Here is a 16,555-nt window from a genome sequence, read left to right as displayed (position 1 = left end):
TTACGCCCAGCGTTTAATAATAATCGAGGTATTGATGCCGCCAAACGCGAAGTTATTGCTCTGCAGATACTCGCAGTCAATCTGACGGGCTTCTCCCATAATATAATCTAAAGCCCCGCATTGCTCATCCGGCTGCGTTAAATTGAGCGTCGGGGCAAACCAGCCTTCGCGCATCATCTGCAGGCTCATCCACGCTTCCAGCGCGCCGCAGGCCCCCAGCGTGTGGCCTAAATAGCTCTTCAGCGAGGAAACCGGCACGCTGTCACCATAGATGGCGGCAGTAGCCTGGCTTTCGGCGATATCGCCGCGGTCGGTGGCGGTACCGTGCGCGGAGATATACCCCATATCCCGGGCGCTTAATCCCGCCATCGCCAGCGACTGCTCCATGCAAATCTGCATGGTGTCGCGCTGTGGCTGGGTGATATGGGCCGCGTCACAGTTGGTGGCGAAGCCCACGATCTCACCGTAGATGGTGGCCCCGCGCGCTCTGGCGTGCTCCAGCTCTTCCAGAATCAGGGTGCCTGCGCCTTCCCCAATAACCAGACCATCGCGCTGCGTATCAAACGGCGACGGGGTGGTTTTGGGTTCGTCGTTGCGCTGGCTGGTGGCAAACAGTGTGTCAAACACCGCCGCTTCTGACGGACAAAGCTCTTCCGCGCCCCCCGCGACCATAACGGTCTGATACCCGTGGCGAATCGCCTCCCAGGCGTAGCCTATCGCCTGGCTGCCGGAGGTACAGGCGCTCGACGTCGGGATGACGCGGCCGCGTAATCCAAAGAACAGGCCGGTATTCACGGCGGTGGTGTGCGGCATCATCTGGACATAGGTTGTCCCGGTGATGTTATTGGTGTGCTTTTCGGTGAGCATGGTCGCGAATTCGCTGACCGGGCCGGTGCTACCTGTCGAAGAGCCGTAGGCGATACCGGTTTGCCCGTTGGTGAGCACCGCTTCGCCAATCAGCCCCGCCTGCTCCAGCGCCAGCTCGGTGGCGCGGGTCGACATCAGCGACACCCGGCCCATGGCGCGGATACGCTTGCGGGTATAGTGTTCCGGCAGCGCGAAATCGTCGATCGGCGCGCCCAGCAGGGTGTGCAGACCTTCGTACACCTGCCATTCCGGCATTTTACGCACGGCGTTTTCATACGCCAGCAGCCGGCTGGAAACAGATTGCCAGCTCTCGCCAAAGGCGGTCACGCCGCCCATGCCCGTAATCACCACGCGACGCGTCATAGCATTCCTCCGTTAATGGAAATGACCTGTCGGGTGACGTAGCCCGCAATATCCGACATCAGATAGCTTGCCAGCCCGGCGACCTCCTCAGCCTGGCCAATACGTTTCATTGGGATGATGGACATCGCTTCCTTCAGCGCAGCCTCCTCCATCTCAATCATGCCGGTATCAATCAGCCCCGGGGCAATGCAGTTCACGGTGATTTTGCGTTTTGCCAGCTCGATCGCCAGCGCTTTGGTGGCGCCGATAATGCCCGCTTTTGCCGCACTGTAGTTCACCTGCCCGCGGTTGCCCATCACGCCGGACACGGACGATAAGGTGATAATGCGTCCCCCTTTACGGGTGCCGATCATCGGCATAATGCAGGGGTGAATGACGTTATAAAAGCTGTCGAGATTGGTGTGGATCACGCTGTCCCAGTCGTCTTCACTCAGTGCCGGAAAGGCACCGTCGCGGGCGATCCCGGCATTGCTGACCACGCCATACCATGCGCCATAAGCTTCAATTTCTTGCTCCAGCACCTCGCGGCACTGTTCGCGGTTTCCCACGTCAAACGAGAGTAAACGACCGCTGCCGCCCGCCTGCGTGATGGCGTCCAGCGTCTCCTGCGCGCCTGCGGCATCACGGTGGTAATGCACGCCGACGGTGAACCCGTCAGCGGCAAGCTGGCGGGCGATGGCGCGACCAATGCCTTTGCTGGCCCCTGTGACCAGAACGGAACGACTCATGCGTGGGATCCCTGATTAAAAAGCGATATTAATTCTTCTGCACTCGGCTGGAAGGTGTTGACCCGGCCCGTGGCCAGCGTCTCTTCATCTGCGGAAATCGTACATTCAAAACTGCCGAAGCGTTCGTCCTGCATCAGCAGCTTAACGGTAATGTCCAGCGTTAAGCCTTTGGCGAAACGCCCGCTAGCGCAGACCAGCTCGCGCGCGCCGAGCACCATGCCCAGCGCGATATGCTCTTGCCCCTGCTGCTGACGATGCCAGCCTGACCAGACGCCAACGGTCTGCGCCATCAATTCGAGCGCGTACCAGCCCGGCAGGTCGCCATCGGCATTGAGAAACGGCGCCAGCACGCTTTGCCTGTCAACCGCGATGCGGCAGACCGCCGTGTCGTCCGTGACATTCTCAACGGACCCCAGCAGCATCATCGGCGCCTCGTGCGGCAAATAGGCTTCGGGTGATAGATAGCTCATGACGCTCTCCCCAGCAGAATGCTGGCGTTGTTGCCGCCAAACGCGAACGAGTTAGACAAAATCACCGGCTTTTTCAGGGCGGCGCGCTGGTGCAGCAGGCCGCACGGCGCGAGCGTGTCGTCCGGGGCATAGCGGGAAAAATCCTGCGGCGGCAAGGGCAGATCGCGCGTCAGAATCAGCCAGCTCAGTGCCGCTTCGGTGATACCGGCAGCGCCTAGCGTGTGGCCGGTCAGGTGTTTGGTTGAGCTGCACGGCACGCTCTCCCCGAAGAGATCGTGTACCACCTGCGATTCAATCTGATCGTTGAGCGGCGTGGCCGTGCCGTGCAGGTTGATATAGCCGATGTCGCCCGGCTGCATGCCCGCTTCGTTGAGCGCCTGAGTGATAGCCCTTATCGCCCCTTCGCCCTGAGGATGCGGGGCGGAAATATGGTACGCATCGCTGGATTCGCCCGTCCCGAGCAGCGCCACGCCCGCGGGTTCCCGGCTCAATACCATCAGCGCCGCCGCTTCACCGATGGTGATCCCCCGGCGGTCGCGCCCAAACGGCTCGCAGAGCGTAGGGGAGAAGGATTCAAGGCTGTTAAAACCGTTGACGGGCATTCGGCTCAGGGTATCGGCCCCGCCGACAATGGCGATGTCCACCAGCCCGGCTTCAATCAGGCGTTTGCCGCCAATCATCGCCCGCGCGCTGGAGGAGCAGGCGGTGGAGATCGTATAGGCCGGGCCTTCAAGCTGCAGCCAGTTGGCAAGGAAGCGGGACGGATCGCCCAGCTCCTGCTGCGGATACTGCCATCGCGTGCTGGTCTCGCCGTCGGTCATGCGCCTAACGTGCTCATCGCCTTCATCCAGCCCGGAAGTGCTGGTTCCCAGCACCACGGCCACGCGGTCGCGACCGACGCGGGCGATGGCCTCGTCAATGGTTGACTGAATCTGCGCCAGTGCGGCCAGCAGCAGCTGGTTATTGCGGGTGCGGTGTGCACAGAAGCTGTCCGGGATGGGCGGCAGCTCGCCTTCCACGGCGCCCAGTACCGCTTCGGGTGCTCCCTGCAACCAGCCGGCCCGGGCGTGCATACCCGGCGCCACGCCTGCCGCCAGGTTCGCGGCAATCTCATCAGGCGAGTTGCCCAGCGCGTTGACCATGCCAACAGCGGATATATAGATCATCTCAGTCACCCAGATATTGAATGGTGATGTGGTATTTGAATACGTGTTGCTCGATGCTGATCGGCTCGCGCTTGCCTTTGCGCTGGAGGTAGACAATCTCCGTCACCAGCTTGCCGCTGGCGTTACGCAGCTCGCGCCGATCGCCATTGTCCGTCAGCGTCCAGCCCTTCGGCAACTGCGGCTGCCAGGCGCTAATCGGCCAGTGGCTGAGCATCACGTCGGCCAGCACCTGGCTGGCTGGCGGCAGCTGCGGCACGACGATGGACTGCTCGGTATGAATACCGTTCTCATCGTACGTTGCCAGGAACAGACGGATCCCAACGGAAGAGAGCCCGGCCAGCGTGACCTTATGCGCATCCGCGTTGAGCATCACCAGCAGGGACTGCGTTTGTCCGTTAAAGCTGCCGGTCAGCAGCTGCTGGGAGCTTACCGCCGGGCTGATGCCGGGCGGCGGGAGCGTAACTTTGGTGCCCGGCTGGAGCCAGGCCTGAGGCCGCGTCTCTTTAGTATCGGTCGAATGGCTACAGCCTGCCAGCAGCAGCGCCGCAGCCAGCGCAACGGCGCGATAAACAGCGTTCATTTACGTTTTCTCTCTTTCTTTTCCGGCATCGCCAGCGGGGCCAGCAGGAAGGCGGTGAAAATCCCGCTCACCAGCACAATACCAAAGCTGCTGATGGCCTGGGTGGTGCTGAAGACGAGCATGCCCAGCGTCAGCAGGGTGGTCATCATCGCCAGGGTAATCGCCAGCATCGAGGTCAGCGGCGTACCGCGCGGGTTGCTGAAAAATAGCGTGTAGTTAATGCCAATGCCGAGCACCAGTACCAGCGCCAGCAGTGAAAACAGATTTACCGGGTGGCCCGTTGCGGCCAGGACCGCCAGACCGCAGCTCAGCGACAGTGCGGACGGCACCAGGCTTATCAGTCCCTTACGCCAGCCGAGGCGCAGCATCGCCCCGCAGGCAATCACCGCCAGCGCAGCAAACAGTAGCCCCGTCAGCAGCGTGCGGTAGAGGGCAAAGAGGCTGTCAAAGCTGGCTTTGCGGTCCACCCAGACGACGCCGTCATGGCGCGCGGCCAGCTCACCGAGCGCCGCGCTGTTTTTCGCGCCGTCCACCGGCACCAGCACGCCGCTTTCCCCGCCCGGCAGGGTCAGCCAGAGCAGTCGCCAGCCTTCGCTGGCCGGACTGTTAAGCCACGCGTCCACGCTGACCGGCATGGCGTCCAGATTCGGGGATACGGCGTTGAGCCCGGCGCTTTTCAGCATGTTCGTTACCGCCGGGGCAGCGTCGCGCAGCAGCGTAAGATCGCTTTTCTGGCGGGCCAGCGAGTTCAGCGGCAGGGTACGCCAGCGGGTGAGATCGCCCGCTTTTTGCGCCTCGGCCAGCGCCGGGGTGAAGGCTTCCAGCCGCTCCAGCGTTTGCTGGGGCGAAGCACCGTGCACCACAAACCATTTCTGATCGACGCTTTGGCCGGTCAGGGCGGTAATGGCTTTCTCTTGCGCCAGAATATCTTTTGGCAGCGCCTGCAGCTGGGCGATATCGTCGTCCACCTTCAGGGTGCTCATCCCCGCGGCGGAGAGCAGCGCCAGCGCGACGGGCAGACCAACGGACAGTTTTTTACTGCGTCGCCAGGCGGCCAGCCAGCGCAGCATCAGGACCATAAAGGGAACCGGGCGCACCGGCAGACCCCGGCACAGCCACGGATGCCAGAAAATCACCGTCAGGCAGGAGGCGCTCAGCCCCACGGCGGCGAACACCGCCATCTGGCGGATCCCGGGGAAGGGGGCCAGCATCATAATCAGGTAGGCGGCGACGGTCGTCAGCAGCGCCAGCAGCAGCGCATTGCGTACCTTGGCCAGGCTCTGCCAGGGGGAAAGCTCCGCGCCGTGCACCATCCGTTCGGTCAGGTAGTAGAGCGTGTAGTCTGCGGAAATACCGATGATGCTCATGCTCATCACCAGCGTCATCAGGTGCAGTTCGCCAAAGAGCAGCAGCGTCACCGCCGTGCCCGCCAGCGCGCCGATGGCAATCGAGAGCACGCTCAGCAGCAGCGGGCGCAGAGAGCGGAACACCGCGACGATAAGCAGGAACACCCCAAGCAGGGTGGCGATACCCAGCGTCGAGACGTCGCGTTTGGCCTGCTGGCTGGCGTAATCGCTGTAGAAGACCGTTCCGCGGGAAAGCAGTTGGGCCTGCGGGTAACTCGCTTTCAGCGTCTGTTGCAGCGCGTTAAGCGTCGTCACGAGCCGGTGGGTCTGCTGCATATCAAATGACGAGCCTGCCAGCTCGCCGTGCAGCAGGTACCAGTAGTTCCCCGCCTCATCTTGCGTGACCAGCCAGCCGTCCATCAGCCGCAGCTTCTGGCCGTTTTGCGCCAGGGCGAGCTGCGAGCCGCGCATCAGCATCAGCGGATCGTTTTGCAGCTCTTTGCCGCTGACGCCGGAAAAGGCCGAGTAGAGCTGGGATAAAATCCACTGCGCCTGCGCGTCTCCGCCGTTTTGCAGACGGGCGCGGGTGGCGGGATCGATCAGGCCGTTGCGGTGCTGCCAGAAGAACTCTCCCCAGGCTTTCTGCCCGGCGGCGTCCATCGGGCCTTTAACCTCGCTGAGCGAGTGACTGTTTTGCAGCAGCGTCAGCCACTGCTGCGCCACGCGCGGATCGGGCTCTTTGCCGGGGCTGACCAGCCAGACCAGCTGGCGGTCGAGACGCTGCATAAACCCGTCGTTGAGCGCCGGCGGGATCGCCCCCAGCGTCTGCTTCGGCAGCATGGCCAGCACGCTGCTGTTCAGACGCGCGCCGGGCAGCAGTGACAGCAGCACGCCCAGCAGGATCAGGCATGCCGCGGCCCACAGCAGCGCCGGGCGCAGGGATTTACGGTGCGGCAAAGCGTTGGCGTTCGTCATCGGTCAGGCTGGCGGGCGTCAGTTGGTGGTTTGAAAGAGCGATATCGGTACGGTCGCCCTGCTTGTCGTTCAGGCGAATCGTCTCCAGATAGGTCGCGCCGCCCAGATCGAGGGAGGCAAAAATCTTGTCCAGCGGCGTCGTTTTTGGCGTAAGTACCAACGACCAGCGGCCCGCTCCCAGGTCTTTAAAATCGATGCGGAAGTTCTCTTCCAGCACCTTGCGGTCGGCCTGGAACAGGGCCCGCAGCAGGTGGTTGAACTGGAACATCTGCGGATTATTGTCGGCAGTGATGGTCTGCGGCGGCTGGCCGTTGATCGCCTGAACCATCCGCTTGTCGTCCAGCAGGAGCGTCATCGGAAACGGCGCTTTTTGATCCCACAGCAGGCCACTGTCGCGGGCGATCAGCATCTCGCCCTGCGAGCGCAGCGGCTGCGGCATATCTTTTATCGTGCGAACCTGTTCGAAGTGCGCGCGCACCACGGGCTGCTCGGTGAAGCGCTGCTGCAGTTCATCCAGCGTCACGGCGCTGACCAGCGGGCTGACGAGCAGCGTCAGCAAAGGCAACCATTTCATGGCGTGACTCCCATACGTTCAAACAGTACTGCCGGACTGACAAAGCACATTTCGCGGGTGGCTTCTTCCACCGCCACCTGGATGGTGTACCCGGTGGTGGTGCGCTTGCCGGTCTGCGCATCGAAAATTTGATAGGCAATGCGCAGCCGGTTTTCATACTCTTCAATCTGCGCGCGGACGCGAATACGCTGCTCAAAGGTCACCGCATCGCGGTATTTCACCCGGGTGTCGACGACGGGCCAGACGTAGCCGGAGGCTTTCATCTGGCGATAGCCATAGTCAAACTGATTGAGCAGCGCCTCGCGGGCGATCTCAAAGTAGCGGAAATAGTTACCGTGCCAGACCACGCCCATCATATCGACGTCGTGGAACGGAACGGTGATCTCGACTTCAGTCGTAAAGCGGGGATCGGTCAGCACCCTTTACTCCTTCTCTCTGGACTCTGGCAGATGCCAGAAATCGAAAAAATTAAACCAGTCGAGCGGCGACATCAGGGCGTAATGCTCCAGCCGCTGCGCGTAGCGATCGACGGCATCCTGCAGCGCCTGCTGGCGTTCCCCGCGCGGCAGGATCAGCGGGTCGGCAAACGGTTCGCCGTGCAGGACAAGCTTGCCCTGCTGGCGCAGGGCAAAAATCAGCACCACCGGGCAGCGGAGAATCGAGGCCAGGATAAACGGCCCCTGAGGGAACGGCGCGGGCTGGCCCATGAACCGGCTCCAGATCACGCGCCACTCGCCGCCACGCTGCGGATTCACCGCGATGCGGTCGCCCACAATCGCGACCCATTCTCCGCGCTCAAGCTTCTCTTTGATGGCAATCGCGGTGTCCGGGCCGATGTCGGTGACCGACATTAAATTCACGCCCGCCTGGGGCGCCATTTCGCTCATAATCTGCTTAAAGCGCCGGGCGTTTTCGCTGAAGACCAGGGCATTGATGATCTTGCTGCCGTCCAGCTGGGCCAGCGCCCGGCAGGCCTCTACGTCACCAAGATGCGAGGCCAGCAGCAGCTTGCCCTGCGGCGCCGCGATATTAAGCGTTTCGCGCGCGCCGGGGGCAAAGACCACGTCGCGATTAAACTTCAGCTCGCCGCGCCAGCTGGCAACTTTGTCCAGCATCGCGTTGCCGAAGCGCATGAAATGGAAAAAGCTGTTGAGCCGTGAGGGAACAGGCATGTCCCGCTGCATCAGCACCTGCTTCACGCGTGCAATCCACTGCCGCGAAGCCTGCCGCGCCGGACGCGCGATAAGCCAGTAGACGCCGATCACTGGCCACAGCAGCACGGTAAAGGCCCGCCGCCCCAGCAACTGCCAGACGCGCAGCATCAGGCGCATGCCCCATAGCCCCTTGACCTCGTCCTGCTGCGCCCAGTGCTGGCCGCGTCGACGGAAGAGCAGGCCGGGAATGCGGGGCAGCATGCCGAAGAACAGCCGGGTATGCATCAGGGAGATCCGCACGTTATCTTTTAACGCGTCGAAGTGGGATAACCCGTCCTGCGGGTAGGTCACACGGGTGGGCAGGAAGACGCTGGTGTTGCCCTGCCAGTAGAGACGGACCATCACTTCGGTGTCAAAGTCCATCCGTTTACCGAGCGTTTCACGCGCGGCCAGCCGCAGCGTGGGCGAGACCGGGTAGACCCGAAAGCCGCACATGCTGTCTTTAAGCTGCAGGGATAAGGTCTCAATCCATACCCAGACGTGGGTGACCCAGCGCCCGTAGAGCCGCGAGCGCGGAATGGAATCATCGTAAATGGGCTGGCCGGAAATCAGCGCGTCCGGGTGGCGCTCCGCCAGCGCCAGCAGTTTGGGGATATCTTCAATGGCGTGCTGGCCGTCCGCATCCACCTGCACGGCGTGGGTATAGCCCGCGCGAGCGCACTCCTCCAGCCCCCTGATGACCGCAGCACCTTTCCCGGCGTTTTGCCCCAGACGGATCAGCGTCATATGCGGCTGCTCCGCCGCCAGGCGTTCGAGCTCCTGACGGGTGATCGCTTCGCTGCCGTCATCCACCACCAGGCACGGCAGGCCGAACGGGGCGAGACGTGACAGCACGCTGGCGATCATGGCACCGTGGTTGTAGCACGGGATCAGCACGCAGGGGCGAAAGATCACTGACATAGACGAATTTTCCCGCTGCTGGCGGTATGGCGCTCCGCCCCGGCGTGACGCTGGTAGCTGAAGGTCAACATCTGACGTTCGGCATGCCACTCAAGCACCAGCGTCACCGTAGTTTCCGGCAGCAGAGGGGCCTGAAACTTCACGTTTTGAATGCTGTGAAAGCGGTAACCCGGCGCCAGTAACGTCGTGGCGTAGTGCATGACCCAGTCAAGCTGCGCAACGCCGGGCAGCAGCGGCTGTACGGCAAAATGGCCCTGAAACCAGAACAGAGACGCGTCGAGATGCAAAACGATCTCCAGCTTCTCCGGCTGTGCCTGATGGCGCTCAATTTCATGAATTTTCATGAAATAACTCCTCTAACTGCGCATAGACACGCTTGTTCATACTGTTTACCGGCATCTCATCCACAATCCGCCAGTAGCGCGGCACCGCGACCGGTTCAAGCCACGGCAGCAGAGCGCGACGCCAGGCGAACTCCTGCGCTTTTTTATCCTGCAGCTGCCAGCGCTGACGAACCGCCTCATCCAGCACCAGCAGGGCGCCGATTCCCTGGCGGCCCCCGCGCGTGACCGGCAGCGCAGCCGCTTCGCAAACGCCGTCGAGCTCCAGCAGGCGGCGTTCTATTTCGTTAAGCGAGATGCGCTTTTCTTCAATTTTGACCACCCGCCCGCGACGACCGGCGATGCTGAACAGCCCCTCGCTGTCGAAGTGGAGGATATCGTCCAGCTGGAGTCCTTCAGCCTCATGGATCAGTGGTGACGTGACGCGGCACGCTTCTTCTTCCTGATGGAAGCTTACGCCGGGGAAGGGCAGCCATGGCAGGTTATCTTCCTGGCGATGGCGCCAGGCGAGGATCCCGGTTTCGGTGCTGCCATAAATTTCATCCGGCCAGATGTTAAGCCAGCCAGCGGTGGTTGAGACGTCACGCCAGGGCAGCATTCCGCCCGCGGAAATCAGCATCCTGACGGGCGGCGCGGCCAGCTCAGTATCCAGGCGTTTCAGGAACGCCGGGCTGCTGATGAACAGGTAATGCCTGTCATGAGGAAGGGCGGCCAGTTGCTCTGCGTAATAGAGCATCGCGGCATGCAGCGGCAGGCCAAGCGCCATCGGCAATACAATGCGGAATGTCAGACCGTACAGGTGTTGCGGTACGACGGAGGCGACAACGCTACAGCCAGCCAGACGCGCGCCGAAGCGGTCAGCCAGCAGGCGGGCTTCGCGATCCAGGCTGACGATGTGCTTAATCACCCGACGCGGCGTCCCCGTGGAGCCGGAGGTGAAAAGCTCAACAAAGCGGCTTTCGGCAATATCCGGCAGGGGCATCCAGTGGGCGATCGTCTGATGGCGGGAAGCCACCACAATCAGCTTTCCAGGGTAACCGAGGGGCCTGTCGCTCAGAACGCCGCTAAACAGCGACTGCTGCTCTTCAAGCAGCGAAATACGGCTATGGCCGGGAATGACCGGCGTTTTACCCGCATGCAGCGAGGCCAGCAGCGCAACGATAAACAGGTAGCTGTTTTCAAAGCACAGCGCCCAGCGCTCGCCTTCTTGCTGACGCAGGGTGTCGACCAGCAGGGTCACGTCGTGGCGCAGCTGGCCCAGCGTCCAGGTACGATCGTCAAGCCAGGCGACGGGCGTGTCGTCAGGGCGGGGCGCGTTTAACCACTGGCCCAGCGGAAGGGGGTTAGTCATTGTGCATCTCTTTTTTTATCACCCGTTGACGCACCAGCCACTCTGTCGCCATCAGCGTTCCCATCAGGATGTAAGCCACCATACCGTTCCACAGCGTCCACAGATGCATGTCACCGTGCAGGACGGTAAACAGCGCCATCGCCCCGTTGCCGATGAAAAATCCGCACCAGACGAGGGTCACCTTGTAGGTATAGCGCACACCCTCCGGGGGCAAATTTGGCTCACGCAGGCGCGCCAGCCGTTCGACAAGCGGCATCGCGGTCCAGAGCGAACCCCCGAACACGGCCAGCATCACAAGATTGACGACCACAGGGTAAAACAGCAGCCACTGGTGGGTTTTCAGCAGGTAGCTTGCCGCGCAGAGCGCGATGCCCGCCAGCGCCACGCACTGCACCACATACCGCATCGGGCCGGTGTTCCGCCGCGCCTGTTGCAGCCGCAGCAGCAACAGCAGTGCCATCACGGGCAGCAGCCACGGCAGGCTGTTATGCGTCAGCCCAAATCCAATCAGGAAGGGCCACGCCAGCAGCATCAGCCCCGTCAGAAGGGGGATAACCGGCAACGTCCGTCCACCACGCACGGTGTTTTACTCTTCGCGCAGAAGCTGTTCGACGGCGTCTACCACATCCTGAACGGTACGAACCGATTTGAAGGTTTCCGGCTTGATTTTCTTACCGGTTTTCTTCTGCAGATGGACAATCATGTCCACCGCGTCAATGCTGTCCAGCTCCAGGTCTTCGTAAAGACGGGCTTCGGGCGTAATGTCCTGCGGGTCGATTTCAAAGAGTTTGATCAGAAGGCCGCAGACTTCCTGATAAATGGTTTCTTGTTCGGTCATAGTTCACGTCTCAGGCGCGTTGGGCATGGATAAAGGACGCCAGGGTGGCGACGGAAAAGAAGTGCTGGCGCATCTCCTCGCTTTCGGCAGAAAGCACCACGCCATACTGGTTTTTCACCGCCAGACCGAGCTCCAGCGCGTCGATAGAGTCGAGACCCAGCCCATCGCCAAACAGCGCGGCATCGGTATCAATATCCTCTGCGGTAAGCTCGTCCAGATTCAGCGTGGTGATAATGAGATTCTTAATTTCAAGATAAAGCGCTTGCATCATTAATTCCTGACAAAGATTGAAGGCCTGATGTTAATCGATGCTCCAGATGCCGGTTTAACTGCCTTGCCGCCAGCGCCGGTTCTTGTTCATTTGCATCGTAAAATTCGTCGATGTTCACGCGATCGCGCACATCCACGGTAAAGACAGGTTTTGCGGGCGGTACGTCATACCAGCGGCTTTTTTTATCCAGCAGGTGCTCGCTGCAGTGGATCAGCACGATCCGCAGATCGCTGCGGCAGCGCACAGCGATATTTGCCGCGCCGCGCTGGAGGGCGATAGCCTCACCTGGCCGGGTACGCGTGCCTTCCGGGAAGATTAACAGCGTGTCGCCGTGGGCCAGACGCTGCCGGCTGGCAGCGAGCAGAGGCTCGGCTTCGCTGTTAATCAGGTAATCCGCCGCGCGGATAACGCCGCTGACAAAGGGATTGCGCAGTAACGCGCTCTTCACCAGACAGTCGGTTTCGGGCATCACCGACGCCAGAATCACGTAGTCAATTAGCGTTGGGTGGTTAGCCACCACCAGACAGCCCCGATCGCCGCGAAGCGCGTCAAGATTGTGAATGCGATAGTCCAGCACCCCGGTGCCGCGGGCAACGGTTAAGAAGCCGCGGAAGCTGGCCGCAATGCTGCGGCGCGCCAGGCGACGGCGTTTGGCGCGATCGCGCTGAACAATCAGCAGCAGGTTGAACCAGATCAGCGACAGCAGCAGGCCGCCCGCGCCAAACAGCACGAAGCAGAGTCCGGTCATCGCCAGACGCCATAGCCAGTTGATCCGGGCGGCCAGGCGGTTCATTGGCGCGCCCACTGCCACAGCAGGCGTTCGCCGGGCACCACAAACTGCCGCTCCTCGCGGAGATAGCGTTGCAGGAACATCAGGCTTTGCGGCAGAGTAGGCTCCTCGCCCGTGCTGCCGCTGCGGGTTTCGCACTGCCATTCGCTGCCGGATTCAATCACCAGCGCCAGCGCGTACGGCCAGGTGGGCATCTGCGGCGGCAATGCCGGGTGGTAAAATTCCGGCAGCGTGCCGTCAAAATCCACCAGCAAGACGCGGGAGTAGCCCGCCTGCAGCAGGCTCAGCACTTCACAAAGGGCCTGCTGGAAGGTGTCCAGCCCGGCAGAAATGGATGAAGAGACAACAGGCTGGCGAGCGGTAATAGTAAGATTGCCCACAGCGGAGTTGTGCACGGACATGGCGAAGTCGGTGGGCGAGACGGCCTGACCGGTTGCCAGCGCATGCAGAATACGGTAATTGCGCTCCAGTTCGCCGTGGCGGCTGGAATAGACGACGGCATCAACGGCGTGGCTTTGCAGCATGGCAAGACCAATATCCACCGCCAGCTTACTGCCCGAGTTAAGGCGGCGCGCGGTCATCATGGGTAACGCAGTCAGCCGGGGAAGCGGGGCCGTTGGGTCTATAGTCGACTGCAGGCGCGACCACGCCTGCCACTCTGCGGCATCGCTTAGTCCTGGCGCTCTTGCCTGCCAGTCAATAATGTTCAGTGAAAATTTCATCTACGCGCGTCCGCGGAATACCGTATTCAAAGGGCAGGCTGGGCCACCCGGGCAGCCAGGCTGCGCTATTGTTCACGTTTGGTGCATATTAACAGGGTATGACCTACCCCAAGGTTATCCAGCCGCTGTTCAATGCAGAAGCCCGCCCTCTCCAGGTAGTGATAAAACTTCTCTACGCTGTAAAAACGGCTATTACCATTCGCCATACAGGTGAAATAGAGCGAGGTGGCATTCAGGCTGAAAGCCGCCGCTTCATATTTCTGGGCATCCCAGAAAAGCTCCATGATGCACAACCGTGCGCCTGGCTTCATGACCTGTGCGACGCGCGTCAGCATGGCGACAATCTGATCCGGAGAGAAACAGTCCAGAAACTGGCTCATCCACCAGACGTCGGCATCTCCCGGCAATGCCGCCGGACTAAGCATATCGACAGCATGGAATCCAATACGATGAGAAAAACCTGCTTTTTCGATGTTTTCCTGCGCCAGCGCTATCTGCTGCGGGAGATCGAGGATCGTCACGGCAACATTATCGTCATAGCGGCAGCAGCGTAACGACCATTTACCCGTATTTCCGCCCACATCGTACAATTTTGTCGGCGAGCTTGCGAATATATATGGCAACGCGGCGTCAAAAGCGGCGTCAGAATAGTAGTGATCGAAGGCGAACCAGCTCTCTTTTGCCCGGGCAGGAAGCTGGGATAAGGCCGGATAGATGGTTGGCCAGTCGCCAAACACGGATAATCCGGCCGGTTTTTCTTCCTGCAGGGCGTCGGCCAGGTGAAATAACCCCTGGTAACAGACGTCCTGCGTGAAATCCATATTAACGCGGGTCATGGGATCGTGGAGTAAGAAATGGCCCACTTTCGCCAGGAAATAACGACTTTCTTTCCAGGTAATTATCCGCCCGCTTAATCCCATGTCTAACAATACGCTGACGGCATAGTTGCTCAGGGTACTGTTTTCGGTTATTTCTTCGAGGCTCGCCCCCTTATTACCCTGTTTATCGAGCCAGGCGAGGACACCCGAGTTACGCAGACAAAGCGCGGTCTGAAATAACATCGGAGCAAAAGCGATGCGTTGCGCTTCGGTAATGGCATCCAGGGCGCTGAGCGTGTCCTTTTCGTACATTGTTGCGTAACCTTTCAGGGCAAGAAATGAGGTTATCGGGCCATGTCCGGCCCGACTTTAGAAAAATATTACAGCGCGGCACCCGCAGAGAGATTCAGCTGAATATCGTGGTCGAGGTTGTTCACCCAGCGGTTATAATTTTTGTGAATTTTACCGTCTGCCGCTTTCAGATTCAGGCTACTTTCGTAATTAATTGAATAGCTTGTCGCAGAGTAGGGAATACGTACCTGGACCGAGTGATCGCGTGCCTGCAGACGCCCCTTAATAACGCCCGGGCCCGCTTCCGTCATGATCCAGTCACGCTTCTGGCCTGCTTTCAAAATTGCCGTTTTCACCTGATCGGCAGTATGACCTGCGCTCACGACAGAGTGAACCTGAGCGATTGGGGCGGTACGCGCACAGCCAGCCAGAGCGCCAACGAATACTGCAGCAGCGCACCATTTAACGATCTTTTTCATCAACAACTCCATATCAATAATAACAATTAAAGGTAGTGTTTTTTACAAATAAGTATCACCAGACCTACGGATTAAGTCAGGTGTCTTTTTTAATCAATATTAATGTTTGCATTAGGTTGACGCTAAGGCGGGGTATAATATCACGCAAAATAATTAATCATTCCGTTTTTTTTAATTTGTGTTAAAGCGAAATGTGGGTGAGGTGAATAAAAACGGGAACATATGCCTTAACGCAAATAAAAATACCGCGACGGTGAGCGTCGCGGTAATTAAGGCGTTCTATTGACGGTCTAAGCCTGATGACATAGACAAGTTATCCCGGTAACCGGCTTTTTGGCCGCCCTGGCCCCAGCAGGATCGCCAGCTTGCTGCCCCCTTTGGTGGTTTCCATCCAGATTTTACATACGCTGGTCAGCGGTACCGACAGCAGCATGCCGACCGGGCCCAGCAGCCATCCCCAAATCAGCAACGATAAAAACACCACCAGCGTCGACATGCCCAGCCTGTGCCCCATCATGCGTGGTTCAAGAATGTTGCCCAGCACCATATGCACGACGAGGAAGAGCGCTCCGACCAGCATGCATTCGTAGAAACCGTTAAACAGAAACGCCTGGATCATCGGCGGCACGGCGGAAAGCACCGCGCCAATATTCGGCACGTAGTTCAACAGAAACGCCAGCACCCCCCACATCAGCGCGAACTGTACGTCCATCAGCATCAGCCCCAGCCAGACGATAATGCCGGTCCAGACGCTGAGCAGCGTTTTCAGTGCCAGATATTTGGAGACCCCCTTTAAGGCGCGGTGTAGGCCGGCAATGTGTATTTGCGGGTTATTTAAAGCAAAGCGCAGCTTATAGGGGACGTGGCGGACTTCGAACAGCATGAACACTACCGTCATGACCAGCAGCAGTATGCTAGCCATCGCGCCGGAAAGACCGGTCATCAGCGTGGTGGCGTAGGTCATGACCTTCTCGGAATCCATCCTGCGCAGCATACGTTCGGGTGAGATATGCAGGTTAAGAAAGGGCATCATCTCCTGCAGCGCGATGATTTTACGCGTCAGCTCCTTATTGTACTGCGGCAACATGGTGGAGAACTCGCTCAGCGAGGCCGCCAGTACCCCGAAGAGCGCCGTCAGGCCAATCAGCATCACGATAACCACGATGGTGATGGCCACCGGACGGCTCACGCCCCGGCGTAAAAACCAGGTCACCAGCGGATTCAGAACAATGGCAAAAAACAGGGCCAGCAGGAGCTGGACGATAATGTCAGCGGCAGCATGAATGCCCGCAAGAATAACCACCAGACAGGCGAGCTTTAGTAAGATGTGGAGTCCTGCTTTATCGGGCTGGGGAGCTAACATGCGCGTTCCTTAAGATGATGACCCGATAAGTGTAGTGCCTGGGGGCCGCTTCGTCTGGCGCCGATAATCTGAAAGTCGGGGCTGATTTTCTTATTGCGCCGTGGTAAT

The 16,555-nt window shown here is 59.9% G+C and carries 19 protein-coding genes; all 19 read right to left on the bottom strand.

Translation table 11 applies throughout. The features are described from left to right. The 19 genes from AC4ICF_RS21825 to AC4ICF_RS21735 all read right to left on the bottom strand — a co-directional run bounded on the left by AC4ICF_RS21825 (position 1) and on the right by AC4ICF_RS21735 (position 16,447). Positions 1–1,230, bottom strand: coding sequence for a beta-ketoacyl-ACP synthase (locus tag AC4ICF_RS21825; RefSeq protein ID WP_116342763.1), 1,230 nt, complete (start codon positions 1,228–1,230; stop codon positions 1–3). Continuing rightward, a complete protein-coding gene (locus tag AC4ICF_RS21820) occupies positions 1,227–1,958 on the bottom strand; it encodes a 3-ketoacyl-ACP reductase FabG2 (RefSeq protein ID WP_316380231.1) in 732 nt (243 codons plus the stop codon). The genes AC4ICF_RS21825 and AC4ICF_RS21820 overlap by 4 nt, the downstream gene beginning before the upstream one ends. After that, positions 1,955–2,428, bottom strand: a complete 474-nt coding sequence (locus AC4ICF_RS21815) for a hotdog family protein (protein ID WP_316380232.1) — start codon at positions 2,426–2,428, stop codon at positions 1,955–1,957. The genes AC4ICF_RS21820 and AC4ICF_RS21815 overlap by 4 nt, the downstream gene beginning before the upstream one ends. After that, entirely contained in the window at positions 2,425–3,594 is a 1,170-nt protein-coding gene (locus AC4ICF_RS21810) for a beta-ketoacyl-[acyl-carrier-protein] synthase family protein (protein ID WP_316380233.1), read from the bottom strand. The genes AC4ICF_RS21815 and AC4ICF_RS21810 overlap by 4 nt, the downstream gene beginning before the upstream one ends. A gap of 1 nt (position 3,595) precedes the next feature. Next, positions 3,596–4,174 carry a DUF3261 domain-containing protein gene (locus AC4ICF_RS21805; protein WP_116342755.1) on the bottom strand — a complete coding sequence of 193 codons (579 nt, stop codon included), beginning with the start codon at positions 4,172–4,174 and terminating at the stop codon, positions 3,596–3,598. Next, a complete protein-coding gene (locus AC4ICF_RS21800; protein ID WP_316380234.1) occupies positions 4,171–6,495 on the bottom strand; it encodes an MMPL family transporter in 2,325 nt (774 codons plus the stop codon). The genes AC4ICF_RS21805 and AC4ICF_RS21800 overlap by 4 nt, the downstream gene beginning before the upstream one ends. Further along, on the bottom strand, positions 6,464–7,069 hold the full coding sequence (locus AC4ICF_RS21795; RefSeq protein ID WP_316380235.1) for a LolA family protein: 606 nt from the start codon (positions 7,067–7,069) through the stop codon (positions 6,464–6,466). Before AC4ICF_RS21795 ends, AC4ICF_RS21800 begins: the two co-directional genes overlap by 32 nt. Beyond that, positions 7,066–7,488, bottom strand: a complete 423-nt coding sequence (locus tag AC4ICF_RS21790) for an acyl-CoA thioesterase (RefSeq protein ID WP_028014706.1) — start codon at positions 7,486–7,488, stop codon at positions 7,066–7,068. Before AC4ICF_RS21790 ends, AC4ICF_RS21795 begins: the two co-directional genes overlap by 4 nt. Positions 7,489–7,491: 3 nt before the next feature. Further along, complete coding sequence (locus tag AC4ICF_RS21785) at positions 7,492–9,183, bottom strand: glycosyltransferase family 2 protein (protein WP_316380236.1); 1,692 nt, start codon at positions 9,181–9,183, stop codon at positions 7,492–7,494. Further along, complete coding sequence (locus AC4ICF_RS21780) at positions 9,174–9,527, bottom strand: ApeI family dehydratase (protein ID WP_116342747.1); 354 nt, start codon at positions 9,525–9,527, stop codon at positions 9,174–9,176. Before AC4ICF_RS21780 ends, AC4ICF_RS21785 begins: the two co-directional genes overlap by 10 nt. After that, positions 9,514–10,875 carry a class I adenylate-forming enzyme family protein gene (locus AC4ICF_RS21775; protein ID WP_316380237.1) on the bottom strand — a complete coding sequence of 454 codons (1,362 nt, stop codon included), beginning with the start codon at positions 10,873–10,875 and terminating at the stop codon, positions 9,514–9,516. Before AC4ICF_RS21775 ends, AC4ICF_RS21780 begins: the two co-directional genes overlap by 14 nt. Beyond that, complete coding sequence (locus tag AC4ICF_RS21770; protein WP_166712542.1) at positions 10,868–11,455, bottom strand: COG4648 family protein; 588 nt, start codon at positions 11,453–11,455, stop codon at positions 10,868–10,870. The genes AC4ICF_RS21775 and AC4ICF_RS21770 overlap by 8 nt, the downstream gene beginning before the upstream one ends. Before the next feature lie 6 nt (positions 11,456–11,461). Continuing rightward, positions 11,462–11,713, bottom strand: a complete 252-nt coding sequence (locus AC4ICF_RS21765; RefSeq protein WP_116342741.1) for an acyl carrier protein — start codon at positions 11,711–11,713, stop codon at positions 11,462–11,464. Positions 11,714–11,723: 10 nt separating this feature from the next. After that, positions 11,724–11,981 carry a phosphopantetheine-binding protein gene (locus AC4ICF_RS21760; protein ID WP_028014701.1) on the bottom strand — a complete coding sequence of 86 codons (258 nt, stop codon included), beginning with the start codon at positions 11,979–11,981 and terminating at the stop codon, positions 11,724–11,726. Continuing rightward, entirely contained in the window at positions 11,962–12,777 is an 816-nt protein-coding gene (locus tag AC4ICF_RS21755; RefSeq protein ID WP_316380238.1) for a lysophospholipid acyltransferase family protein, read from the bottom strand. The genes AC4ICF_RS21760 and AC4ICF_RS21755 overlap by 20 nt, the downstream gene beginning before the upstream one ends. Further along, a complete protein-coding gene (locus tag AC4ICF_RS21750) occupies positions 12,774–13,496 on the bottom strand; it encodes a beta-ketoacyl synthase chain length factor (RefSeq protein ID WP_316380239.1) in 723 nt (240 codons plus the stop codon). The genes AC4ICF_RS21755 and AC4ICF_RS21750 overlap by 4 nt, the downstream gene beginning before the upstream one ends. Positions 13,497–13,561: 65 nt before the next feature. Next, positions 13,562–14,626 (bottom strand): class I SAM-dependent methyltransferase, encoded by a 1,065-nt coding sequence (locus AC4ICF_RS21745; protein WP_116342736.1) that lies wholly within the window; start codon positions 14,624–14,626, stop codon positions 13,562–13,564. A gap of 68 nt (positions 14,627–14,694) precedes the next feature. After that, positions 14,695–15,084, bottom strand: coding sequence for a lipoprotein (locus tag AC4ICF_RS21740; protein ID WP_061096845.1), 390 nt, complete (start codon positions 15,082–15,084; stop codon positions 14,695–14,697). Between the two features lie 313 nt (positions 15,085–15,397). Then, positions 15,398–16,447, bottom strand: coding sequence for an AI-2E family transporter (locus tag AC4ICF_RS21735; RefSeq protein WP_233003196.1), 1,050 nt, complete (start codon positions 16,445–16,447; stop codon positions 15,398–15,400). Positions 16,448–16,555: the final 108 nt, after the last annotated feature.

The organism is Enterobacter sp. ECC_219_Taxon_10, from assembly GCF_058354905.1.
Note: the sequence above shows the minus strand (reverse complement) of the source record. Positions and strands in the feature narration are given on the sequence as shown.